Source organism: Nonomuraea sp. NPDC050328 (assembly GCF_044459405.1).
Classification (GTDB): Bacteria; Actinomycetota; Actinomycetes; order Streptosporangiales; family Streptosporangiaceae; genus Nonomuraea.
Genome location: NZ_JBITIW010000005.1, coordinates 24,897 through 48,442 on the forward strand (window position 1 = coordinate 24,897; position 23,546 = coordinate 48,442).

The window sequence follows — 23,546 nt, forward strand, 5'->3', positions numbered from 1 at the left end:
GATCGACGAGCTACGTTACCACAACCACGCGTGAGCTCGAAATCATCCCGGCGGACCGGATCACCGCGCCGACCACCGGGCCGACCACCGGGTTGACCACCGGATCAACCCGCCGGAGCACTCCGCCGGCTCAGCTCGGCCTCGCCCGCCGCGCGCATCGCCTCGACCGGCACGCCGGTGCGGCCGGTCATCAGCTCGACCTGCCGCACCGCCTGATGCAGCAGCATCGCGAACCCGCCGACCACCGTCCCGCCCGCCTGCCGTACGGCAAGCGCGGCCGCGGTGGGCCACGGCGAGTAGACCACGTCGAACAGCGCCGGCACCCGCGCCAGCCGTACCGCGTGCTCGTCGGCGGCGCGGCCCGGCAGGGTCGAGACGACGAGGTCCACGTCGAGGAGGGCGTCGAGCTTGTCCAGCCGCTCGACCCGCAGGGCGACGCCGAGGCGCTCGGCGACCGTGAGGGTCTCCCCCGCCCGGGCCGGCTCGCGCACCGCCAGCGTGGCCTCGCCCAGGCCGAGGTTGCGCAGGGCGGCCAGCGCGGAGGCGGCGGTGGCTCCGCCGCCCAGCACCAGCGCGCTGCGCGGCGCGGGCACGCCCGCCTCGGCCAGGGCCTGCTCGATGCCGTACACGTCGGTGTTGTCGCCGTGGGCGCCGCCGTCCCGGAAGATCACCGTGTTCGCCCCGCCCACCTCGACGGCGAGCTCGGAGACCGAGTCGAGCAGCGGCAGCACGGCCCGCTTGAGCGGCATCGTCAGCGACAGCCCCGCCCACGGCCCGTCCAGGGCGGCCAGGAAGGCGGGCAGCCGGTCCTCGCCCACCTCGAAGGCGTCGTAACGCCAGCCGTCCAGGCCCATCGCGGCGTAGGCGGCCCGGTGCAGGAAGGGCGAGAGCGAGTGCTCGATCGGGGAACCGAGCACCGCAGCGCGCATGGCTTGACTGTGACCCACGGGCTCAGACCCTACTGGCTGTTGCGGTTGAGCTCCGCCTCCAGCACCCGGAACTCCGCCTCCGTAGTGGCGAACTTGGTGACGTTGCTGTTGGGGTCGGTCGCCACGAAGTACAGCCAGCTACCCTTGGCCGGGTTGAGCGCCGCGTCCAGGGCGTCCTCGCCGGGGTTGGCGATGGGCCCGATCGGCAGGCCCTCCCAGTAGTAGGTGTTGTACTTCGACTTCGACTGCGTGTCGGCGTGGGTGGCGCGCGTGCCGTACTTCTTGAGCCCGTACATGGTGGTGCTGTCCATCTGGAGCTTCATCGGCAGCGCGAGCCGGTTGTAGATGACCCGGGCGATCTTCGGCATGTCCTCGTGCCGGCCGGCCTCGGCCTGGATGATCGAGGCGATGATGACCACCTGGTGCGGGGTGAGGTCCAGCTTCTTGGCGCCGCTCTCCAGGCCGACCTTGTCGGCGGCCTCGCCGAAGCGGTGGACCATCTTGGCGAGCACGTCGGAGGCGCTGTCCTTGGGCTGGAACTCGTAGGTCGCGGGGAAGGCGTAGCCCTCCAGGCCCTTGGCGTAGGCGGGCAGGCCCAGGTCGCCGAGGTTCTTGGCGGCGGCGGTGAACTCGTCCTTCGGCTTGCCGGTCGCCTCGGCCAGCACGGAGATCGTGTCCGTCAGCCGCAGGCCCTCCTTGATCAGCGCCTTCTTGGTCACCCGCTTGCCGGAGTCGAGCATCGCGACCGCGTTGGCCGCGGACATGCCCTTGCGCATCTCGTAGGTGCCCGGCTGCAGCGAGCTGCTCTTGCCGGCCGACTCGATCGCGTTGGTGAAGGCGCGGGCGCTTTTGACCACCCCGAGCCGGACCAGCTCCTCGGCGACCTCGGCCGCGCTCTGGCCCGACTTGATCTCGACGCTGACCTCGCCGCTGCCGGCGCCGGTGTAGTCGTCGGGCACCATCGCCTGGGTGACCCACAGGTAGCCGTAGTAACCGCCCCCGCCGAGGATGCCGGCGAGCACGATGAAGGCCAGCAACGGCGCCAGGAATCGGCCCCGGCCGGCGCGCTTGCGCCGGCGGCGGGCCGCGCGTCTGTTTCCGCGGGGCTCGCTGCCGAGCATGGTGTCGAAGTCGAGATCGTTCATAGGTGCGCTCGCCAATCTCCCGGTAGGGCCGGGCCGGCGTCAAGGGGATGCGCCAAACCGGTGGGGGTTACCGGGCTGAACGTGGGGGACCGCCGGCCAAGTGCGGGTGACCAGCGATTATCACACTGAGTAGCCATGCTAGGCGACGCGCGGAGCGCCGCCGACACGCATGAGTGATCAGTTCATGCCGAGTTTTTCGTTCAGCTCTTCCCGGTATCTCACGAACTCACTCTCTTTGTCGGTGAATTTCGTGATTCTACGCTGCGGATCCGTGGTCACGAACCAGAGCCAGTCGCCCTCGGCCGGGCGCAGGGCAGCTTGCAGGGCCTTCTCCCCAGGGTTGGAAATCGGTCCGGGCGGCAGGCCCGGGCGCAGATAGGTGTTGTACGGCGAGCGGACCCGGGTGTCGCTCTCCAGCACGCGCAGGGTGTGCCGGCGCTGGGCGTAGAGCACCGTGGTGTCCAGTTGCAGCGGGGTCCCGTTGCGGAGGCGGTTGTAGATCACGCGGGCGATCTTGGGGTAGTCGGCGTCCCTGCCGCCCTCGGCCTGGACGATGCTGGCCACGGTGACCAGTTGCAGCGGCTCCAGGCCCAGGCGCTCGGCGCCCTCGGCGACGCCGAGCTGCTCGGCCGCCTGGGCGAACCGGGCGACCATGGCCTTCAGCAGGTCGGCGGCGGTCTGGCCGGGTTCGACCTCGTACGTGGCCGGGAAGAGCAGGCCCTCCAGGCCCTTGCCGTACGGGGTGGAGACCTCGGCAGACCGGAAGTCGGCCAGCGGGAAGCCGGTGGCCTTGGCGGCCAGGGCGAAGACCTCGGTCAGGCGCAGGCCCTCCGGGACGGTCACCTTCTTGACCACCCTCGACACCGGGGCCAGCAGGAGGTCCAGGGCCGCTTCCGCGGCCATGCCGCGGCGGAGCTGGAAGTGGCCGGGGCGCAGGCTGCCCGCTTTGCCACGTTCCATGGTCACGTTGGTGAAGGAGCGGGCGCTGGCCACCACGCCCGCGCCGGCCAGGGTCTCGCCGACCTGGGAGGCGGTGGCGCCCGCCGGGATGTGGACGGTCACCGAGCCGGTGCCGGCGCCCTCGAAGTCCTCGGGGACCAGGCGGGGTTTGACGACCAGGTAGGCGACCGTGCCCAGCAGGGCGGCCGAGACGGCCAGGCCGGTCAGGAGGCGGACGGCCTTCCGTTTCGCCGTGGACCCGTCCGTCCCCGGATCCCCGGAACCGGACCCGCGGGCTGGGGTGGATCCTGGGGAGGGGACGCCGGGCTCACCGGCCGCACCGGCTGCGGTGGATCCTGCGGAGGGATCGCCGGGGTCGGCGGACGCACGGACTGAGGACGGGTCGCCGGGGTCGGCGGACGCGCGGGCTGGGCTGGACCCTGGAGAAGGGATGGCTCCCTCGGCGGACGCGTCACCCTCGGTGGACGCGTGGGCTGGGGTGGACCCTGGGGAAGGGTCCTCGGATCCACCGTCCGTTGCGGGCTCGGGGGTGTCGTCGCGCCAGAAGAAGCCGGAGTCGTCGTCGCGCTCACGCATCGCCGGCCCCGCCGTCCGCCGCAGGGGGCGGATCGACGGGTTTGCCGGGTGGTTTCCCGGTGGCGCGCTCGACGTCGAGCGCGTCCTGGAGCAGGACGACCGCGGCGGCCTGGTCGACCACCCCGCGCTGCTTCTTGGCCTTCACTCCGCTGGCCCGCAGGCCGGCGGCGGCGGCGACGGTCGTGAGACGCTCGTCGAACAGCCGCACCGGGATCGGCGCCAGCCGTACGGCGAGCTGCTCGGCGAAGGCGCGCGCGAGCGCGGCCGCCTGCCCCTCACGGCCCGACAGGGAGGTGGGCAGGCCCACCACGACCTCGACCGCCTCGTGCTCGGCGGCCAGCAGGGAGATGCGGTGCAGGTCGCCCTTGCCGCGCTTGACGGTCTCGACCGGCGTGGCGAGCATCCCCGAGGGGTCGCTGCGCGCCACGCCGATGCGGACTGACCCGACGTCGATGCCGAGCCGCGTGCCGAACCTCATCTCAGCCGAGCTGCCCCGAGACGGACTCGCCCACCTGGCGCAGCGCGTCGGCAATGGACTCGACCCGAGTCCCCCCGCCCTGCGCGACGTCGTCCTTACCGCCACCGCCACCCCCAAGCGCCTTGGCGGCGACGCCGACAAGCTGGCCGGCCTTGAGCCCGCGCGTGCGTCCCGCCTCGTTGACCGCGGCAACCACGACCGGCCTGTCGCTGGGGGCTCCGGCGATCACCACGACCGCCGCGCGGTCGGCCGGGAACCTGCCGCGCACATCAAGCGCGAGCTTACGCAGGTCGTCGGCGCTGGTGCCATCAGGCGCGCGGTGCGTGACCAGAGAGACTCCGTTCACGTCGCGGGCCTGCGCGGCCAGCTCGCCGGCGATGGCGAGCACCTGGGAGGAGCGCAGCTTCTCGAGCTCCTTCTCCGCGGTGCGCAGCCGGGAGACGATGCCGTCGATGCGCTCGGGCAGCTCTTCGCGGCGGGCCTTGAGCTGCTCGGTGAGCTGGGCGACCAGCACCGACTCCTTGGCCAGGAAGCGGAAGGCGTCGATGCCGACCAGCGCCTCGACGCGGCGCACGCCGGCGCCGACGGACTGCTCGCCGAGGATCTTGACCAGGCCGAGCTGGCCGGAGCTGTGCACGTGGGTGCCGCCGCACAGTTCGCGGGAGTAGTCGCCGATCTCGACGACGCGGACCTCCTCGCCGTACTTCTCGCCGAACATGGCCAGCGCGCCCATCGCCCGCGCCTCCCGCTGGGAGGTGTAGAAGGCGTTGACCTGGAGGTCGTTGATGAGGACCGCGTTGACCTCGTCCTCCACGTCGCGCAGGACGGCCGCGGGGACCGCGCCGGCGGCGGTGAAGTCGAAGCGGAAGCGGCCGGGCGAGTTCTCCGAGCCGGCCTGCGCCGCGGTCTCGCCCAGGAAGTTCTTGAAGCCGCGGTGCACCATGTGGGTGGCGCTGTGGCTGCGCGAGATCGCGCGGCGGCGCTCGACGTCGACCTCGGCCTGGACCTCGTCGCCCAGGCGCAGCTCGCCGCTGCGGACCTTGCCGCGGTGCACGACGAGGCCGCCGAGCGGCGACTGCACGTCGGTGACGTCGACGACCGCGCCCGCGGTGCGCAGTACGCCCTGGTCGGCGAGCTGGCCGCCGCCCTCGGCGTAGAACGGGGTGCGCGAGAGCACGACCTCGACGGCGGTGCCGGCGTCGGCCGCGGGCACGCTCATGCCGCCCACGAGGATGCCGATCACGCCGGACTCGGCGGTGGTGGTGTCGTAGCCCAGGAACTCGACCTTGCCCGCCTTCTCCAGCATCTGCCCGAAGACGGAGATGTCGGCGTTGCCGGTCTTCTTCGCCGCCGCGTCCGCCTTGGCGCGCTCGCGCTGCTCCTTCATGAGCCGGCGGAAGCCCTCCTCGTCGACCTGGAGGCCGTGCTCGGAGGCCATCTCGAGGGTGAGGTCGATCGGGAAGCCGTAGGTGTCGTGGAGCTGGAAGGCCTGCTCGCCGCCGAGGCGGGCGCCGCCCTTGCGCTTGGTCTCCTCGACGGCCACGTCGAAGATCGCGGTGCCGGTGCGCAGCGTCGACAGGAAGGAGGCCTCCTCCGCGTCGATGACCGCGTGGATCTGCGGCGCGTCGGCCTTGAGCTCGGGGTAGGTCTCGCCCATCGCGTCGACGGTGGTCGCGGTGAGCTCGTGCATGTAGCGCTCCTCGCCCGAGCCGAGCAGGCGCAGGTTGCGGATGGAGCGGCGCAGGATGCGGCGCAGCACGTAGCCGCGGCCCTCGTTGGAGGGGGCGACGCCGTCGGCGACCAGCATGGTGCTGGTGCGGACGTGGTCGGCGATCACGCGCAGCGACACGTCGGCGCGCGGGTCGCGGCCGTAGCGGGTCTTGGTGAGGTCGGCCGCCCGGTCGAGGATGCGGTAGGTCGTGTCGATCTCGTAGAGGTTGTCGACGCCCTGCAGGATCGTCGCCATGCGCTCCAGGCCCATGCCGGTGTCGATGTTCTTGGCCGGCAGCTCGCCCGCCACGTCGAAGTCGACCTTCGAGCGGACCTCGCTGAGCTGGTACTGCATGAAGACGTTGTTCCAGACCTCCAGGTAACGGTCCTCGTCGGCGACGGGACCGCCCTCCAGGCCGTGCTCGGGCCCGCGGTCGTAGTAGATCTCCGAGCAGGGGCCGCCGGGACCGGGCACGCCCATGTGCCAGTAGTTGTCCTCCAGGCCGCGGCGCTGGATGCGGTCCTCGGAGACGCCGACCTTCTTCCAGATCTCGATCGCCTCGTCGTCGTCGAGGAAGACGGTGACCCAGAGCTTCTCCTCCGGGAAGCCGAAGCCGCCGTCGGACTCCGACCGGGTCAGGAGCTCCCAGGCGAACGGGATCGCCTGCTCCTTGAAGTAGTCGCCGATCGAGAAGTTGCCCAGCATCTGGAAGAACGTCGCGTGCCGCGTGGTCTTGCCGACCTCTTCGATGTCGGGGGTGCGCACGCACTTCTGCACGCTGGCCAGCCGGGCCGCCGGAGGCTTTCGCTGCCCCAGGAAGTACGGCTTGAACGGGACCATGCCCGCGTTCACCAGCAGCAGCGTCGGATCTTCGGCGATCAGGCTGGCCGAGGGCACGATCTTGTGCCCACGCTCCTCGAAGAAGCGCAGGAAGCGGCGCGCGATTTCTGCCGACTCCATGTCTCGGCCATCCTTTTCGTTAGTTTGTGGTGGTGGCAGAGTCGTCGAGCCCGAAGCGGGCCCGCAACTCGTTTTCGCGCTCGGCGGCCTCGTCGAGCGCGTGCTGGGTCAAGTCTCTCACCTGCACGAGCATGCTCGCCGCGCGATCAGCGGTACGGCGGGCCACGTGCTGGGGGTGCAGAGCCTGGAGTTTGCGCAGCACCCAGAGGGTGAGCGCGGCGCCGAGCGCCATGTAGAACAGCCTGCGGATCATCGCCGGGTGATCGCCTTCCGCTTTTGCGCGCCCAGCGCCACCCCGATGCCGTGGAGCAGCGCGGACAGCTTGACCAGGGGGCCGGTGAAGAGGGTCTGCACGATGCCGCTGAGCCTGGCGGCGTGCCCGCTGACCTGCTTGACGTCGTGGGCGATGGCCTCGACGGCGACGAGCTGGCGGTTGGTCTCGCCGACGGTGGCCGAGACCTCCTCCAGCAGCGGCACGACCTTGTTGCTCAGGTCGGCGACCATCCTGGTGGTCTCGGTGAGCAAGCGGGCGAGCTTGACCAGCACGACGGCCAGGAAGCAGACGAGGATCGCCCAGAAGACGGCGACGAGGAGTCCGGCGAGCTCTCCTGCGGTAAGCATGGGGAAGACCCTATCGCGACCGGACCAGTTCCACTTCGAAGCCCGCCGCGTTCTCCAGGTAGGCGGCGTAGTGCCCGGGGCCGCCGGCGTGGGGGTGGCGGTCGGCGAACAGCAGCCGCCAGCCGTGGGCCTGCGCCTCGGCGGTCACCTCGTCCACGTCGGCGCAGTGGAAGGCCAGGTGGTTGAGCCCGGGCCGGAGCCGGTCGTACGGCTCGCGCCGCACGTCGGGCGACTCCTCCAGCACGATGTAGGTCTCGCCGTGCCGCCACGAGCGCCCGCCAGGCCAGTTTTGGAACTCGGTGTAGCCGAGGCGTTCGAGCAGCCACGCCATGCTGGGCAGCGTCTCCTCCAGCGAGCTGACCCACAGCTCGACGTGGTGGAGCATTCACTCCCCCCGCAGGAAGGCGCGGATCTTGGCCCAGCGCTCGGCGATCGGCGCCTCGGCGCCGTGCCGGGTGGGCTCGTAGTAGCGGCGTGAGCGCACCTCGGCGGGCGCGTAGTCCTGGCGGACCAGGCCGTGCTCGAAGTCGTGCGGGTACTTGTAGCCCTCGCCGTGGCCGAGCTTGGCGGCGCCCGGGTAGTGGGCGTCGCGCAGGTGGCCGGGGACCTGGCCGATCAGGCCCTTGCGCACGTCGCCGGAGGCCGCGCCGATGGCCTTGATCACCGCGTTGGACTTGGGCGCGGTGGCGCAGTGGATGACCGCGTGGGCCAGGTTGATGCCTCCCTCGGGCAGGCCGATGAGCTGGACCGCCTGGGCGGCGGCGACCGCGGTCTGCAGGCAGGTCGGGTCGGCCAGGCCGACGTCCTCGGAGGCGAAGATGACGATGCGGCGGGCGATGAAGCGTGGGTCCTCCCCGGCCTCGATCATCCGGGCCAGGTAGTGGAGCGCGGCGTCGGCGTCGGAGCCGCGCATCGACTTGATGAAGGCGCTGATGACGTCGTAGTGCTGGTCGCCCTGGCGGTCGTAGCGGACGGCCGCCTTGTCGACGGCCTTCTCGACCACCTCGACGGTGATCTCGTCGGCCAGCAGCGCCGCCGCCTCCAGGTAGGTGAGCGAGCGGCGCGCGTCGCCGCCGGCCAGCCGTACCAGGTGGTCGAGGGCTTCGGGGGCCAGGATGGCGCGGCCGGCCAGGCCGCGCTCGTCGGTCACGGCCCGCTCCAGCACGGCGCGGACGTCGTCGTCGGACAGCGACTCCAGGGTGAGCAGCAGCGAGCGCGACAGCAGCGGGGAGATGACGGAGAAGTACGGGTTCTCGGTGGTGGCGCCGATGAAGGTGACCCAGCGGTTCTCCACCGCGGGCAGCAGCGCGTCCTGCTGGGCCTTGTTGAAGCGGTGCACCTCGTCGACGAAGAGCACGGTCTGGCGGCCGGTCATGCCGAGCTCGCGCCGGGCGGTGTCGATGGCGGCGCGCACGTCCTTCACGCCGGCCGAGACGGCCGAGATCTCCACGAAGCGGCGCTTGGTGACGCCGGCGACGACGTAGGCCAGCGTGGTCTTGCCGGTGCCGGGCGGTCCCCACAGGAACAGCGACATCGGCGCCTCGCTCTCCACGAGGCGGCGCAGCGGGGTGCCGGGTCCGAGCAGGTGGCGCTGGCCCAGCACCTCGTCGAGGTTGCGGGGCCGCATGCGCACCGCGAGCGGCTGCGGAGTGGCCTCCTCAGCCGCCGAATCGAACAGACTCTCCACAAGCCGAGATTACAGGCCCCACACGGCTCTCGCTCCCGAGTCGCCGGAGCGGAAGACGTAGTAGGCGGCGGCCAGCGCGAGCAGCACGGTGACGACGGAGGCGACGGTCTTGGCCACGCCCTTGGGGACGAAGACCATGGCCAGGGCGGCGACGGCCAGCCCGAGCGTGACCAGCAGCAGCGGGGTGGCGTAGCTCTCGTGCTCGGCAATCTTGGCCTTGAGCGCGTCGTCGACGCCGGAGAAGCGGGCCTCCTTCAGCGCGCCGCCGCTCTGCCGGGCGGCGAAGACCGCGCCGGGGGCGATGACCGACAGCCCGACGACGGCCCAGCCCAGCTGGGGCTGGAAGCGGGGCAGCACGGCGTAGGCCACGCCGACCAGCGCCAGCAGCGGGGTGAAGATCACCGCGGCATGGACGATCAGCGGGTGGGCGGGCAGGCCGAGAACCTCGTCGAACATGACGCACTCCGTTTCTTTTTCAACTACTACGGATCGTACGGTGCTCCGGTTCCCGCCACTTCAGTCACTTTCCGTCACTTACGTCCAGCACATTCCAAGACGGGTAGCATTCGCGGAGTTGTTTCGTCATGTGTTGGCAAACTGGAGGAGAACGGTGAGCGGCGAGGACCGCCTGAGCCGGATGGCGCAGGAGCACAAGGAGCGGCAGGCGCAGCGCGCCGCCGAGGGCAGAGCCGCCAAGAGCAAGCGGAACGCCATCATCGGCGCGGTCGTTGCCCTGGCCGTGGTGGGCGGCGGCGTGACCGCCTTCGCGATGACGCGGCCGGAGGACGCCGGCTCGAACACGGCCGTGGCGCCGCCCGTGACCGTGGCGCCCGACCCCTCCACGTCCGCCTCCGCCTCGGCCGAGCCGCTGGCCGACGGCCAGACGGAAGGGCCCAAGGGCCCGGTGACCTGCGACTACAAGCGGGACACCAGCGGCGTGCCGCAGAAGTTCGTGGGAATGCCGCCGGCCAGGCCGCGCGGGAACTACGACAAGATGCTGATCACCACCAACCGCGGCGACATCGAGATCCAGCTCGACGCGAAGCTCACGCCGTGCTCGGTGAACTCGATGGCCTTCCTGGCGGCCAAGAACTTCTACGACAACACCAAGTGCCACCGCCTGGTCACCCCGGAGCAGGCCGGCGTCTTCATGCTGCAGTGCGGCGACCCGAAGGCCAAGGCCGACGGCAAGAACCCGACCGACGGCCAGGGCACCGCGGGCTACTTCATCCCCGACGAGGCCGTGGACGCCGTGCAGTACACCCGCGGCGTGGTCTTCCTGACCCAGCCCAGCGAGGCGTTCAACCAGAGCAGCAGCCAGTTCGCCATCTCCCTGGCCGACGAGAACGCGCAGATCGGCGGCGGTTACACGCCGATCGGCATGGTCACCAAGGGCCTGGAGTGGATGGACAAGCTGGACAAGGAAGAGCTCCTGGTCAACGACGGCGACGTGATGGGCAACGACCAGGGCTCCACCGCCCCGAAGAACCCCATCATCATCAAGAACGTGCGGCTGGTCGGCAAGAAGGCCTGACGCCGCCGATCCACGAGAGCTGACCGACGAGAACGGCCCCGTAGCGCTCGCTACGGGGCCGTTGCCGTCGGCGGCTCAGGCCTCCTTGGGCTTGGCGTCGACGCCGGCCTCCTTGCGCTGCTCGGCCGTGATCGGCGTCGGCGCGGCGGTGAGCGGGTCGAAGCCGGAGGCGGTCTTCGGGAAGGCGATCACGTCACGGATCGACTCGGTGCCGGCCAGCAGGCCGACGATGCGGTCGAAGCCGAAGGCCATGCCGCCGTGCGGCGGCGGGCCGTACTTGAACGCCTCCAGCAGGAAGCCGAACTTGCTCTCGGCCTCACCCTTGGAGACGCCCAGCACGTCGAAGACGCGCTGCTGCATCTCGGCGCGGTGGATACGGATCGAGCCGCCGCCGATCTCGTTGCCGTTGCAGACCATGTCGTAGGCGTAGGCCAGGGCCTCGCCCGGGTGGTCCTGGAAGCTGTCGGCCCACTCCGGCTTGGGGCCGGTGAAGGGGTGGTGGACCGCGGTCCAGCCGCCCTCGCCGTCCTCCTCGAACATCGGCGCGTCGACGACCCACAAGAAGCTCCACCGCGACTCGTCGATCAGGCCGCAGCGGCGGCCGATCTCCAGGCGCGCCGCGCCCAGCAGGTCGCGCGAGCCGGACCTGGCGCCGGCGGCGAAGAAGATCGCGTCGCCGGGGGCGGCGCCGGTCTTGGCCGCCAGGCCCGCGGTCTCGGCCTCGGAGAGGTTCTTGGCCACCGGGCCCCCCAGCGTGCCGTCCTCCTGGACCAGCACGTAGGCCAGGCCCTTGGCGCCGCGGGACTTGGCCCACTCCTGCCAGCCGTCGAGCTCCTTGCGGGTCTGCGAGGCGCCGCCCGGCATGACGACCGCGCCGACGTAGTCGGCCTGGAAGACGCGGAAGGTGGTGTCGGCGAAGAACTCCGTCATCTCGACCAGCTCGACGCCGAAGCGCAGGTCGGGCTTGTCGGAGCCGTAGCGGGCCATCGCCTCGGCGTAGGTCATCCGCGGCAGCGGCAGCGGGATCTCGTAGCCGATGGTGTCCTTCCACAGCCGCGCCACCAGCCGCTCGCCGACCTCGATGACGTCCTCCTGGTCGACGAAGGACATCTCCAGGTCGATCTGGGTGAACTCGGGCTGGCGGTCGGCGCGCAGGTCCTCGTCGCGGTAGCACTTGGCGAGCTGGTAGTAGCGCTCCAGCCCGGCCACCTGCAGGAGCTGCTTGAACAACTGTGGCGACTGCGGCAGCGCGTACCAGTTGCCCGGCTGCAGGCGCACCGGCACCAGGAAGTCGCGCGCGCCCTCGGGGGTCGAGCGGGTCAGCGTCGGGGTCTCGACGTAGACGAAGCCGAGCTCGTCCAGGACCGCGTTGGTGAGGTAGGTCGCCTTCGAGCGGATCTTGAGCGCCTGGGCCTGCTTCTCGCGGCGGAGGTCGAGGTAGCGGTACTTCAGCCGCGTCTCCTCCGACACGTTGACGTTGCCCTCGATCGGGAAGGGCAGCGGCGCCGACTCGCTCAGCACCTCGACCTCGGTGGCGACGACCTCGATCGCGCCGGTGGGCAGGTCGGGGTTCTCGTTGCCCTCGGGGCGGACGCGGACCTCGCCGACCACCTTGACGCAGTACTCCGCGCGCAGGTCGTGCGCGTGGTCCTCCTCGCGGAAGACCACCTGCGCCGAGCCGGAGGCGTCACGCAGGTCGATGAAGACCACACCGCCGTGGTCGCGGCGCCGCGCCACCCATCCGGCGAGCGTGACCTGCTGGCCGGCGTTCTCCTTCCGGAGGCTGCCTGCCGTGTGCGTGCGAATCACTGCACCTTCCCCTTCAAAATGTCGATGACCGAGTCCAGCGGGACCTCGGTCTGCTCAGCGGTGGTCAGGTCCTTCACCTGTACGGCTCCCGCCGCCAGGTCGCGCTCGCCGAGGATCAGCGCGTACCGCGCGCCGCTCCGGCCGGCGTTCTTCATCGCGCCCTTGACGCCACGGCCGCCGAAGGCCATGTCGGCGGCGACGCCCGCCTGGCGGAGCCCGTCGACGAGAAGGAACATCCGGCGGCGCGCTTCGTCGCCCAGCGGGACACCGTACACCGCGACGCTCGCCCGCTCCTCGTCGGCGAGCAGTCCCTCGGCCTCCATCGCCAGGATGGTGCGGTCGACGCCGAGCGCCCAGCCGACGCTGGGCAGCGGCGGGCCGCCGATCTGCTCCGACAGTCCGTCGTACCGCCCGCCGCCGCCGACCGAGGCCTGCGCGCCGAGCCCGCCGTGCACGAACTCGAAGGCGGTGCGGGTGTAGTAGTCGAGGCCGCGCACCAGCTTGGGGTCGTCGGTGTACGGCACGCCCGCCGCGTCCAGCAGCGCGCGGACCTCCTCGTGGTAGGCCTTGCACGCCTCGCACAGGTGGTCCACGGCCAGGGGCGCGTCGACGAGCTGGGCCTGCACCTCGGGCCGGTTGTCGTCGAGCACCCGCAGCGGGTTGATCGCGACGCGGGCGCGGGTGGCCTCGTCGAGGTCGAGCTTCTCCAGGAAGGCCACGAGCGTCGCGCGGTAGGCCGGGCGGCACTCGCGATCACCCAGGGAGTTGAGCAGGATCTCCACCCGCTCCAGGCCGAGGCTGCGGTAGCCGCGCCAGGCCAGGGCGATGAGCTCGGCGTCGAGCGCCGGGTCCTCCGCGCCGAGCGCCTCGGCGCCGACCTGCCAGAAGTGGCGGTAGCGGCCGCGCTGGGCGCGCTCGTAGCGGAACTGGCTGCCGGAGTACCACAGCTTGACCGGCAGCGACCCGGCCTGGTGCAGGTTGTGCTGCAGGACGGCGCGCACCACGCCCGCGGTGCCCTCGGGGCGCAGGGTGATGGAACGGCCGCCCTTGTCCTCGAAGGTGTACATCTCCTTCGTGACCACGTCGGTGGACTCGCCGACGCCGCGCTTGAACAGGTCGGTGTCCTCGAAGGTGGGCGTCTCGACGTAGCCGTAGCCGGCCTGCCGTACCGGCAGGGACAGGGCCTCGCGCACGGCGAGCGCCACCTCCGAGCGCGGCGGCAGCCAGTCGAAGGTGCCCTTCGGTGCTTGGAAAGACATTCAGATTCCCCTAGTGGGGCCGGCGTGCGGCGCGGCCTCCCGCAGATACGGGTTGGTGGCGCGCTCGGTGCCGACCGTGGTCTGTGGTCCGTGGCCGGGCAGGACGACCGTCTCGTCCGGCAGCGGCAGCACCTTGGCGGCCAGGCTGCGCAGGATGGTCGGGTAGTCGCCGCCCGGAAGGTCGGTGCGGCCGATGGAGCCGGCGAACAGCAGGTCGCCCGAGAACATGATCTGCTCGCCGGGCATGCGGAAGCTCACCGACCCCCTGGTATGGCCGGGGGTGTGGTCGACGAGCAGTTCGAGCCCCGCCAGCTCGAGCACCGCCCCGTCGGCCAGTGTTCGCACGTCGTCCGGCTCGCTCAGCTTGAGGTCGCCGAAGATCGGCATGCCGATGCCCTTGGCCGGATCGCTCAGCATCTCGCGGTCGTCCGGGTGGATCCACGCGGGGATGTCACGCGCGCCGCAGACCGGCCCGACCGACCACACGTGGTCGAGGTGCCCGTGGGTCAGCACCACGGCGACCGGCTTGAGCCGGTGCTCGCGCAGCAGCTCTTCCACGCCGTCCACCGCGTCCTGGCCGGGATCGACGATGACGCACTCCTCGCCCGCGCCCGGTGCGACGACGTAGCAATTAGTCTGAAAGGCCCCTGCGGGGAAGCCGGCGATGAGCATCTGACGTCCAAAAAGCCAATGGGAATGTAACCGAAGGGTACCGGTGCGGCTCGCCGGGCTGCGAACCATTGCCCGTTGGCCGATACGATTCGCCCACCTCGATTTATCGGATCCGTCTAGGAGGCAACGCGGTGGCCACCGGCAAGGACCGCCAGAAGCAACTGGCGCGCGAACACCACGAGCGTCAGCTCAAGCGGCGCATCGAGCGGGAGCAGAAGGCCAAGAAGCTCGCGGTGGTCGGCTCGACCGTCGGTGTGATCGTGGTCGTGGGCGGCATCGTGGCGGCGACGGCCCTGCTCGGCGGCGACTCCGAGTCCACCGCGGCGGCGGCCAGCCCGACGCCGAGCGCCGGGGCGCCGACCCCGGAGGGCTCGCCCACCCCGGAGAACACGGTCACCCCCGCGGCGGGTCCGAAGGCGTTCGACGCCAAGACCGGCACCTGCGACTACGTGGCCGACGAGATGGGCTCGGTCAAGAACGTGGGCCTGCCGCCCAAGAAGATCAAGCCCAAGAAGCTGCCCGCGACGCTGACCTTCAAGACCAGCCAGGGCGACATCGAGATCAAGCTCAACACCGACAAGGCGCCGTGCACCGTCAACGCCCTGGCCTTCCTGGCCGAGAAGGGCTACTACGACGGCAGCAAGTGCCACCGGCTGGGCAACGCGCAGTTCCCGATGCTGCAGTGCGGCGACCCGACGGCCAAGGCGGACGGCAAGGGCGAGGCCGACGGCCAGGGCGGCCCCGGCTTCCGCATGGCCGAGGAGAACCTCCAGGGCGCGACCTACAAGCGCGGCGTGATGGCGATGGCCAAGACGATGGCCCCGGGCACCACCGGCAGCCAGTTCTTCCTGGTCTACGGTGACATCGGGCTGTCCCCCGACTACACACCAGTCGGTACGATCACCAAGGGCCTGGACATTCTCGACAAGGTGAACAAGGCAGGCGTCATCACTCCCGGCCCCGCCGGGGACGGCACCGGCGCACCCAAGGAGAGCGTCGAAATCAAAAGCGTGACAACATCCTGAAGTAGGGATTCGATGAAAGTGCGGGAGGACACGGTGAGCACCGACCCGTGGGGCCGGGTGGACGAGGACGGCACCGTCTACGTGCGTACGGCTGAAGGGGAGCGGGCTGTCGGCTCGTGGCAGGCCGGGGAAGCCGAGGAGGCACTGGCCTACTTCCACCGCAAGTACGAGGAACTGGCCGGTCAGGTCCAGCTCCTCGAGCAGCGGGTGAAGGGCACCGACCTGTCCCCCGCCCAGGCCGAGGCGAGCATCGGCAAGCTGCGCGAGGCGGTCGCCGACGCGCACGCGGTCGGCGATCTCGACGCGCTGGCCGGGCGGCTCGACGCGCTGACCTCCGTCGTGGCCCAGCGCCGCGAGGAGGGCAAGGCGGCCAGGGAGCAGGCCCGCAACGAGGCCAAGGGCATCAAGGAGCGCATCGTCGCCGAGGCCGAGCGCATCGCCGAGGAGACGACGCACTGGAAGACCGGCGGCGAGCGGCTGCGCCAGCTCGTGGAGGAGTGGAAGGTCGCCGAGCGCACCGACCGCGTCACCGAGGCCGCGTTGTGGAAGCGCCTGTCGGCGGCCCGTACGGCTTTCGCCAAGCGGCGCAAGGCCTACTTCGCCGGGCTCGACCAGCAGCGTGAGGGGGTGCGCTCGCTCAAGGAGCGCATCGTGGAGGAGGCCGAGCAGCTGGCCTCCTCGACCGACTGGGGCCAGACGGCCTCGGCCTACCGCGAGCTCATGCAGCAGTGGAAGACGGCCGGGCGGGCCTCGCGTGAGGCCGAGGACGAGCTGTGGGGCCGCTTCAAGGCCGCCCAGGACCAGTTCTTCCAGGCGCGTTCGGCGGTCTTCGCCGAGCGCGACGCCTCGCTGGCGGCCAACGCGGAGGCCAAGGAGGAGCTGCTGACCGAGGCGGAGAAGATCCTCCCGGTCACCGACGCCCGCTCGGCCCGCGCGTCGCTGCGCGGCCTGCTGGAGCGCTGGGAGGCGCTCGGCCCGGTGCCGCGCGAGCAGCGCGACCGGCTCGAGGGCGGCCTGCGCCGCATCGACGAGGCGGTCCGCAAGGCCGAGGAGGCGGAGTGGAAGCGCTCCAACCCCGAGGCGCGGGCGCGGGCGCAGAGCACGGTCGACCAGTTGCGCTCCTCGCTGGCGCAGCTCGAGAGCCGCCTGGCCAAGGCTCAGGCCGCCGGCCGGGCCAAGGACGTCAAGGAGGCGGAGGAGGCCATCGAGGCTCGCCGTTCCTGGCTGGAGGAGGCCGAGCGCACGCTCGCCGAGTTCAGCTGACCGATGCCCAGGAGACTGCCCGGAGCCGCCGCGTGCGGCGCCGGGCAGTTCGCTTTTCCGGCTTTTGCCGGGACGGTGAAGTGATCGCTGATTCGTGGCGAAATGATCTCTGTGGCGGCGGCTGATCGTCTATCGTCGCCTTTGTGACGAGTGACCCTGCGAAGATCCCGAACGTCGCGCGGATGTACGACTACTACCTCGGCGGCAAGGACAACTTCACCGTCGATCGCGAGGCCGCCGACCGGGTGCTGGAGCTGGTGCCGGAGATCCGGGCAGGCGCGATGGCCTCCCGGGCGTTCCTGCGCCGGGCCGTGCAGGCGCTGAGCGAGCTGGGCGTGGACCAGTTCGTGGACATCGGCTCGGGGCTGCCGACCGTGGGCCACGTGCACGAGAGCGCGCCGGAGGCGTCGGTGCTCTACGTCGACAACGACCCGGTGGTGCTGGCCCACTCCCGCGCGCTGCTGCCGACCGGGGAGCGCGTCTTCGTGCGCGAGGGCGACCTGCGCGAGCCGGAGAAGATCATGGCGACCGCCGCGGAGCTGCTCGACTTCTCGCGGCCGGTGGCGGTGCTGCTGGTCTCGGTGCTGCACTTCGTCACCGACGAGGAGGACCCGGCGGGCATCGTGGCGGCGATCCGCGAGGCGCTGCCGTCCGGCGGCTACCTGGTGCTGACGCACGTCGCGCCGGACGCCCGCCCCGAGCGCGCGCCGCAGGTCAGCGCGGTCTACCAGCGAGCCTCCGCGCCCTTCACGGCGCGCCGGCGGCCGGAGTTCGAGCGCTTCTTGGCCGGGCTGGAGCTGCTGGAGCCGGGCATCGTCAACAACCAGGAGTGGCGGCCGGTGACGCCGCCGGTCGAGGAGGTCGGCGACTACCATCTGGTCGCGGTGGGCCGGAAGCCCTGAAGACTATTGCCAGCCCTGGCTCCTTCGTGAAACTTTCCGTCCATGAGCCTGCGCCGCTTAGCCGCCTCCTGCCTCATGGCCCTGCTCCTGCCCCTCCTCTCCCTGCCCCAGGCCGCAGCCGCAGCCGCCTGCACCCCTGACCCGGCCACGCCCAAACGCCAGTTCCGTGCGATGTGGGTGGCCAGCGTCGCCAACATCGACTGGCCCAGCCGGAGCGGCCTCAGCGCCGCCGCCCAGCAGGCGGAGTACCGCTCCTGGCTCGACCTCGCCCAGCGCCGCAACTTCAACGCCGTCGTCGTGCAGATCCGCCCCACCGCCGACGCCTTCTGGCCCTCCGGCTTCGAGCCCTGGTCGCAGTGGCTGACCGGCACCCAGGGCGGCAACCCCGGCTACGACCCGCTGGCCTTCATGGTGGCCGAGGCCCACGCCCGGGGCCTGGAGTTCCATGCCTGGTTCAACCCCTACCGCGTCGCCAACCACGACGACGCCAGCAAGCTGGTCGCCACCCATCCAGCCCGGCAGAACCCCTCCTGGCGCTTCGCCTACGGCGGCAAGCTCTACTACAACCCCGGCATCCCGGCGGTCAGGGCCTTCATCCAGGACGCCATCATGGACGCCGTCTCCCGCTACGACGTCGACGGCGTGCACCTGGACGACTACTTCTACCCCTATCCGGTCAGCGGCCAGGCCATCCCCGACTCGGCCGCCTTCAGCCAGTACGGCGGCGGCTTCACCAATGTCGGCGACTGGCGGCGCGACAACGTCAACCGGCTCATCCAGGAGCTCGGCCAGCGCGTCCGCACCGCCAAGCCGCACGCCACCTTCGGGGTCAGCCCGTTCGGCATCTGGCGCAACGCCGGCAGCGACCCGCTCGGCTCGCAGACCTCGGGCCTGCAGTCCTACGACGCGATCTACGCCGACACCCGCAAGTGGGTCAAGCAGGGCTGGATCGACTACGTCACCCCGCAGCTCTACTGGCACGTGGGCTTCGCCGCCGCCGACTACTCGGTGCTGACCGCGTGGTGGTCGGAGGTGGTCAGAGGTACGGCGGTGCAGCTCTACATCGGCCAGGCCGCCTACCGGGCGGGCGCCTCCGGGCAGGAGGCCGCCTGGCAGCGGCCCGAGGAGCTCAGCTCGCACCTGACGATCAACCGCGGCCACCCGGAGGTCCTCGGCGACGTCTACTTCAGCGCCAAGGACGTGCGCGACGACCGGATCGGCAGCATCACCCGGCTGGTCGCCGACCACTACACCAAGCCCGCCCTGCTGCCGGCGCACGGCTCGGCCGCCGCCCCGGCCGCGCCCTCGATCACCGCGGCCGTGCGCGGCACCGGCGGGGTGGCGCTGAGCTGGCAGGGCTCCGGCGGCTCCTACGCGGTCTACCGCGTGGGCGGCTCAGGGCCGGCCGACGCGTGCGCCTTCGCCGACGCCCGCAACCTGCTCAAGGTCACCTCGGCCACCTCGTTCACCGACACCACCGCCTCGGCCTCGGCGACCTACACCTACTACGTGAGCGCGCTGAACCGCACCCACCAGGAGAGCGCGCCCAGCGCCGGCAAGGTGGTGACCGGCAGCGGCGGGCCGTTCAGCGCGGTGATCGACGGGCCGGCGGCCGGGTCGGCGTGGGGCACCTCGGCCTTCTCCGCGCAGCGGCACGGCGCCGACTACCGGTTCGCCTCGCCGCAGGCGGTCAGCGATCCGGCCTGGTTCCGCGCGACGATCCCGAGCGCGGGCGACTACCGGGTGGAGGTCTGGTACCCGGCCGATCCGGGCTACAACAGCGCCACGCCGTACATCGTGGCCACGAGCACGGGCAACCGGACGCTCACCGTGGACCAGCGCACCGGCGGCGGGCAGTGGCGGCTGCTGGGCACCTTCCCGCTGGCCGCCGGGACGGCCAACGTCGTCGGCGTCAGCCGGTGGACCTCGGCCACGGGCTACGTGATCGCCGACGCGGTGCGGATCACCGCGGCCGGCTGACCCGGCTACCCGGCCCTCCCGCCGCTGAGCACGCCGGCGAGGGGCGCACCCGGCGGGGGTGCGTCCCTCAGCCGCTCGCGCCGCTGACGCGGTAGACGTCGAAGACGCCCTGGATGCTGCGGACCGCCTTGAGCACGTGGCCCAGGTGCTTGGGATCGCCCATCTCGAAGGTGAAGCGGCTGATCGCCACCCGGTCACGCGAGGTGGTCACCGACGCCGACAGGATGTTGACGTGCTGGTCGGACAGCGTGCGGGTGACGTCCGACAGCAGCCGCGGCCGGTCGAGCGCCTCGACCTGGATGGCCACCAGGAAGACCGAGTCCTCGCTCGGCGACCAGCTCACCTCGACCAGGCGGTCGGGCTGGGTCTTGAGCTGCTGCACGTTGGTGCAGTCGGCCCGGTGCACCGAGACGCCGTGGCCGCGGGTGACGAAGCCGACGATGTCGTCGCCCGGCACCGGCGTGCAGCACTTCGACAGGCGCACCCACACGTCGCCGTCGCCGGCCACCACCACACCCGCGCCGCCGCCCCTGGGACGGCCCTTGAGCCGCGTGGGCAGCGAGGTCTCGGCGATGTCCTCCTCGGCGCCCTCGACGCCGCCTATGGACGCCACAAGCTTCTGCACGACCGCCTGGGCGCTGACGTGGCCCTCGCCGACGGCCGCGTAGAGCGCCGAGACGTCCGGGTAGCGCAGGTCGCGGGCGAGCGCCAGCAGCGACTCCCCCGACATCAGGCGCTGCAGCGGCAGGCCCTGCTTGCGCATCGCCCGGCCGATCGCCTCCTTGCCGCCCTCGATCGCGGTCTCGCGGCGCTCCTTGGAGAACCACTGCCGGATCTTGTTGCGGGCGCGGCCGGACTTGACGAACTTGAGCCAGTCCCGCGAGGGGCCGGCGTCGGGCGACTTGGAGGTGAAGATCTCGACGGTGTCGCCGTTGCCCAGGCGCGACTCCAGCGGCACCAGGCGGCCGTTGACCCGCGCGCCGATGCAGCGGTGGCCGACCTCGGTGTGCACGGCGTAGGCGAAGTCGACCGGCGTCGCGCCCTCCGGCAGGGCGATGACCGTGCCCTTCGGGGTGAAGACGTAGACCTCGCTGACCGACAGGTCGAAGCGGAGCGACTCCAGGAACTCCCCCGGGTCGGCGGTCTCCTTCTGCCAGTCGAGGAGCTGGCGCAGCCAGGCCATGTCGCCGCCCGGCTTGACCTTGCCGCCGGCCGGGGCGCCGACCTCCTCCTTGTACTTCCAGTGCGCGGCCACGCCGTACTCGGCCCGGTGGTGCATGCCGTGCGTGCGGATCTGCAGCTCGACCGGCTTGCCCTCGGGACCGATCACCGTGGTGTGCAGCGACTGGTACATGTTGAACTTCGGCATCGCGATGTAGTCCTTGAACCGGCCGGGCACCGGGTTCCATCGCGCGTGGATCGTTCCGAGCGCCGCATAGCAGTCGCGCACGCTCTCCACCAGGACCCGGATGCCGACCAGGTCGTAGATGTCGTCGAAGGCGACGTCGCGGGCGATCATCTTCTGGTAGACCGAGTAGTAGTGCTTCGGCCGGCCCTTGACCTCGGCCTTGATCTTGGCCTCGCGCAGGTCGGCGGAGACCTTCTCGATGACCTCCTGCAGGAACAGGTCGCGGCGCGGGGCCCGCTCCGACACCATGCGCGCGATCTCGTCGTAGCGCTTGGGGTAGAGCATCGCGAAGGCGAGGTCCTCGAGCTCCCACTTGATGGTGTTCATGCCCAGGCGGTGGGCCAGCGGGGCGAAGATCTCCAGCGTCTCGCGCGACTTCTGGTGGCGCTTGTGCTCGGGCAGGTAACGCATCGTGCGCATGTTGTGCAGGCGGTCGGCGAGCTTGATGACCAGCACGCGGATGTCGCGCGACATGGCCACGACCATCTTGCGCACCGTCTCGGCCTGCGCGGCGTCGCCGAACTTGACCTTGTCGAGCTTGGTCACCCCGTCGACCAGCAGCGCGATCTTGTCGCCGAAGTCGGAGCGCAGCTCGTCGAGGCCGTAGGCGGTGTCCTCGACCGTGTCGTGCAGCAGCGCGGCGCAGAGCGTCTCGTCGTCGGTGCCGAGCTCGGCCAGGATCGTCGCCACCGCCAGCGGGTGGGTGATGTACGGGTCGCCGCTCTTCCGCTTCTGGTCGCGGTGATGGTAGGCGGCGACCTCGTAGGCGCGCTGGATCAGCCGCAGGTCCGCCTTCGGATGCGTGGCGCGGACCGTGCGAAACAGCGGCTCGAGCACCTGGCTCACGGTCCCACCCCCAAACCTTCTGCGCCGCCCCCCACCGGCGGGCGTGGCCGTGCTCCCGTTCGCCGCCGGGGCGGTTTCGGGCGTCGTATCGCTGTCTACGGCCACGTCACGGGGCACACAGACTCCTCACGTCCGAGTCCAGATCCCCCAGTGTATCCAGCGTCAGACAATCACCAGGGACCGGAGGTCGACTCCGGTCAGCCGCTCGCGTCCCTTGAGGAACGACAGCTCCATCAGCACCGTCACCCCGACGACCTCGGCGCCCGCCCGGCGGACGAGATCGACGGCCGCCGCCGCCGTGCCGCCGGTGGCCAGCACGTCGTCGACGATCAGGACCCGGTCACCGGGGGCGAAGGCGTCACGGTGGACCTCGATGGTGGCCGAACCGTACTCCAGATCGTAGGACTCCTCGAGGGTTTCGGCGGGGAGTTTGCCCTTCTTCCTGACCGGCACGAATCCCGCTCCGGCGTGGGTGGCCACCGGCGCGGCCAGGATGAAGCCGCGGGCCTCGATGCCGACGATCTTGTCCGCCTGGTGCCAGGAGGCCAGGTCGTCGACCAGCTCGCGGAAGGCGGGGCCGTCGGCCAGCAGCGGGGTGATGTCCTTGAAGAGCACACCGGGCTTGGGGTAGTCGGGCACGTCCCTGATCAGGCTCTGCCACTGGGTCATCGGGGTCTCCCTCGTCTCGTACGGCTGTCGCGTCATCGGGTACGGCTCGCCGGCCGTACCCATGACGACGCCTCCGCCCCTGAGACGGGACGGAGGCGTGCGGCGGCGCGGCTGTGCGTCAGCCCTTGGCCGCGGCGGTCTTGGTGGTGCCCTTCGGCTTGCCGCCGCCGGAGGTGGCGGCCAGGCGGCGGGCGATGGCCTGGTACTTCGGCTCGCGCTCCTTGAGGGTGACCAGCAGCGGCGTGGCCACGCACAGCGAGGAGTAGGTGCCGACGATCATGCCGACGAACAGCGCCAGCGACAGGTCCTTCAGCGTGCCCGCACCCAGCAGGGTGGTGCCGATGAACAGGATCGCCGCGACCGGCAGGATGGCCACCAGCGAGGTGTTCAGCGACCGGATCAGCGTGTGGTTGAGCGCGTCGTTGGCGGCCTGGGTGTAGGTCTTCTTGGAGGTCGTGCCGAGCTTGGCGGTGACCTCCTTGATCATGTCGAAGACCACGACCGCGTCGTAGAGCGAGTAACCGAGAATCGTCAGGAAGCCCAGCAGGGTCGCCGGGGTCACCTCGAAGCCCGACCACGCGTAGATGCCCGCGGTGATCACCAGGTCGTGCACGAGCGCGACGATGGCGGCCAGCGCCATCTTCGGCTCGAACGCCATGCTCAGATACAGGATGATCGCCAGCATGAAGACGCCGAGGCCGATCCACGCCTTGGTGGCGACCTCACCGCCCCACGAGGCGCCGATGTTGTCGTTGCTGATGTCCTTGGCGGCGACCTTGTAGTCGGTGATGATCGCCTGGGTGACCTGGTCCACCTGCTGCTCGTTGAGCGTCTCGGTGGTCACCCGCCAGCCGTCGCCGGCGGTCTGGACGATCGGCTGGTGCACGCCCTCGTCCTTGAAGGTCTCGCGGACCTGCTCGATGCTGGCGCCGGGCGCCTTGAAGGAGAAGACCGCGCCGCCCTTGAACTCCACGCCCAGGTTGAGGCCGTTGATGACCATGCCCAGGATGGAGAAGGCCAGCAGGAACGCCGACAGGCCGTACCAGAGCTTGCGCTTGCCGACGAAGTCGACGTCGATCTCGCCGCGGTAGAGGCGACTCCCGAGTCCCATC

At 70.9% G+C, this 23,546-nt stretch carries 21 protein-coding genes; 5 read left to right on the forward strand and 16 right to left on the reverse strand.

Annotated elements, in window-relative coordinates; translation table 11 throughout:
- Positions 1 to 104 precede the first annotated feature (104 nt).
- The 10 genes from ACIBG7_RS19740 to ACIBG7_RS19785 all read right to left on the reverse strand — a co-directional run bounded on the left by ACIBG7_RS19740 (position 105) and on the right by ACIBG7_RS19785 (position 9,523).
- Positions 105 to 929, reverse strand: coding sequence for a shikimate dehydrogenase (locus ACIBG7_RS19740; protein WP_397337145.1), 825 nt, complete (start codon positions 927 to 929; stop codon positions 105 to 107).
- A gap of 29 nt (positions 930 to 958) precedes the next feature.
- On the reverse strand, positions 959 to 2,074 hold the full coding sequence (mltG, locus tag ACIBG7_RS19745) for an endolytic transglycosylase MltG (protein ID WP_357934804.1): 1,116 nt from the start codon (positions 2,072 to 2,074) through the stop codon (positions 959 to 961).
- A gap of 177 nt (positions 2,075 to 2,251) precedes the next feature.
- The gene (gene mltG, locus ACIBG7_RS19750) at positions 2,252 to 3,610 is read right to left on the reverse strand and encodes an endolytic transglycosylase MltG (protein WP_397337146.1); all 1,359 of its coding nucleotides are present in this window, start codon (positions 3,608 to 3,610) and stop codon (positions 2,252 to 2,254) included.
- Positions 3,603 to 4,088 (reverse strand): Holliday junction resolvase RuvX, encoded by a 486-nt coding sequence (gene ruvX / locus ACIBG7_RS19755; RefSeq protein ID WP_357934810.1) that lies wholly within the window; start codon positions 4,086 to 4,088, stop codon positions 3,603 to 3,605. The genes mltG (ACIBG7_RS19750) and ruvX overlap by 8 nt, the downstream gene beginning before the upstream one ends.
- Position 4,089: 1 nt before the next feature.
- The gene (gene alaS / locus ACIBG7_RS19760) at positions 4,090 to 6,759 is read right to left on the reverse strand and encodes an alanine--tRNA ligase (protein ID WP_397337147.1); all 2,670 of its coding nucleotides are present in this window, start codon (positions 6,757 to 6,759) and stop codon (positions 4,090 to 4,092) included.
- Between the two features lie 19 nt (positions 6,760 to 6,778).
- Entirely contained in the window at positions 6,779 to 7,012 is a 234-nt protein-coding gene (locus tag ACIBG7_RS19765) for a hypothetical protein (protein ID WP_357934816.1), read from the reverse strand.
- Positions 7,009 to 7,380 (reverse strand): DUF948 domain-containing protein, encoded by a 372-nt coding sequence (locus tag ACIBG7_RS19770; RefSeq protein WP_357934819.1) that lies wholly within the window; start codon positions 7,378 to 7,380, stop codon positions 7,009 to 7,011. The genes ACIBG7_RS19765 and ACIBG7_RS19770 overlap by 4 nt, the downstream gene beginning before the upstream one ends.
- 10 nt (positions 7,381 to 7,390) lie before the next feature.
- The gene (locus ACIBG7_RS19775; RefSeq protein WP_397337148.1) at positions 7,391 to 7,765 is read right to left on the reverse strand and encodes a VOC family protein; all 375 of its coding nucleotides are present in this window, start codon (positions 7,763 to 7,765) and stop codon (positions 7,391 to 7,393) included.
- Positions 7,766 to 9,007, reverse strand: coding sequence for a replication-associated recombination protein A (locus ACIBG7_RS19780; RefSeq protein ID WP_397337489.1), 1,242 nt, complete (start codon positions 9,005 to 9,007; stop codon positions 7,766 to 7,768).
- A 69-nt stretch (positions 9,008 to 9,076) separates the two neighbouring features.
- Positions 9,077 to 9,523: a DUF2231 domain-containing protein gene (locus ACIBG7_RS19785; protein ID WP_397337149.1), complete on the reverse strand. Its 447-nt coding sequence runs from the start codon at positions 9,521 to 9,523 to the stop codon at positions 9,077 to 9,079.
- 154 nt (positions 9,524 to 9,677) lie between these two features.
- Here ACIBG7_RS19785 and ACIBG7_RS19790 point away from each other — a divergent pair, with 154 nt between their 5' ends.
- Positions 9,678 to 10,601 carry a peptidylprolyl isomerase gene (locus tag ACIBG7_RS19790; protein ID WP_357934830.1) on the forward strand — a complete coding sequence of 308 codons (924 nt, stop codon included), beginning with the start codon at positions 9,678 to 9,680 and terminating at the stop codon, positions 10,599 to 10,601.
- 75 nt (positions 10,602 to 10,676) lie between these two features.
- On the opposite strand, the gene aspS is transcribed toward ACIBG7_RS19790, so the two are convergent.
- The 3 genes from aspS to ACIBG7_RS19805 are packed head-to-tail and all read right to left on the reverse strand — an operon-like array spanning position 10,677 to position 14,341.
- A complete protein-coding gene (gene aspS, locus ACIBG7_RS19795) occupies positions 10,677 to 12,410 on the reverse strand; it encodes an aspartate--tRNA ligase (RefSeq protein ID WP_357934833.1) in 1,734 nt (577 codons plus the stop codon).
- The gene (gene hisS, locus ACIBG7_RS19800; RefSeq protein WP_357934836.1) at positions 12,407 to 13,669 is read right to left on the reverse strand and encodes a histidine--tRNA ligase; all 1,263 of its coding nucleotides are present in this window, start codon (positions 13,667 to 13,669) and stop codon (positions 12,407 to 12,409) included. The genes aspS and hisS overlap by 4 nt, the downstream gene beginning before the upstream one ends.
- Positions 13,670 to 14,341, reverse strand: coding sequence for an MBL fold metallo-hydrolase (locus tag ACIBG7_RS19805; RefSeq protein ID WP_357934839.1), 672 nt, complete (start codon positions 14,339 to 14,341; stop codon positions 13,670 to 13,672).
- A gap of 131 nt (positions 14,342 to 14,472) precedes the next feature.
- Here ACIBG7_RS19805 and ACIBG7_RS19810 point away from each other — a divergent pair, with 131 nt between their 5' ends.
- From ACIBG7_RS19810 to ACIBG7_RS19825, 4 genes are all read left to right on the forward strand, one after another.
- Positions 14,473 to 15,366 (forward strand): peptidylprolyl isomerase, encoded by an 894-nt coding sequence (locus ACIBG7_RS19810; protein ID WP_397337150.1) that lies wholly within the window; start codon positions 14,473 to 14,475, stop codon positions 15,364 to 15,366.
- 12 nt (positions 15,367 to 15,378) lie between these two features.
- Positions 15,379 to 16,629, forward strand: coding sequence for a DUF349 domain-containing protein (locus ACIBG7_RS19815; protein WP_357934844.1), 1,251 nt, complete (start codon positions 15,379 to 15,381; stop codon positions 16,627 to 16,629).
- Between the two features lie 143 nt (positions 16,630 to 16,772).
- The gene (locus tag ACIBG7_RS19820; RefSeq protein ID WP_357934847.1) at positions 16,773 to 17,531 is read left to right on the forward strand and encodes an SAM-dependent methyltransferase; all 759 of its coding nucleotides are present in this window, start codon (positions 16,773 to 16,775) and stop codon (positions 17,529 to 17,531) included.
- Between the two features lie 42 nt (positions 17,532 to 17,573).
- Positions 17,574 to 19,511, forward strand: a complete 1,938-nt coding sequence (locus tag ACIBG7_RS19825) for a family 10 glycosylhydrolase (protein WP_397337151.1) — start codon at positions 17,574 to 17,576, stop codon at positions 19,509 to 19,511.
- A 67-nt stretch (positions 19,512 to 19,578) separates the two neighbouring features.
- Here ACIBG7_RS19825 and ACIBG7_RS19830 read toward each other — a convergent pair whose 3' ends face one another.
- The 3 genes from ACIBG7_RS19830 to secF all read right to left on the reverse strand — a co-directional run bounded on the left by ACIBG7_RS19830 (position 19,579) and on the right by secF (position 23,545).
- Complete coding sequence (locus tag ACIBG7_RS19830; RefSeq protein ID WP_357934853.1) at positions 19,579 to 21,765, reverse strand: bifunctional (p)ppGpp synthetase/guanosine-3',5'-bis(diphosphate) 3'-pyrophosphohydrolase; 2,187 nt, start codon at positions 21,763 to 21,765, stop codon at positions 19,579 to 19,581.
- 162 nt (positions 21,766 to 21,927) lie between these two features.
- On the reverse strand, positions 21,928 to 22,434 hold the full coding sequence (locus ACIBG7_RS19835; protein WP_357934856.1) for an adenine phosphoribosyltransferase: 507 nt from the start codon (positions 22,432 to 22,434) through the stop codon (positions 21,928 to 21,930).
- A 118-nt stretch (positions 22,435 to 22,552) separates the two neighbouring features.
- Positions 22,553 to 23,545 carry a protein translocase subunit SecF gene (secF, locus tag ACIBG7_RS19840; protein ID WP_397337152.1) on the reverse strand — a complete coding sequence of 331 codons (993 nt, stop codon included), beginning with the start codon at positions 23,543 to 23,545 and terminating at the stop codon, positions 22,553 to 22,555.
- Position 23,546: the final 1 nt, after the last annotated feature.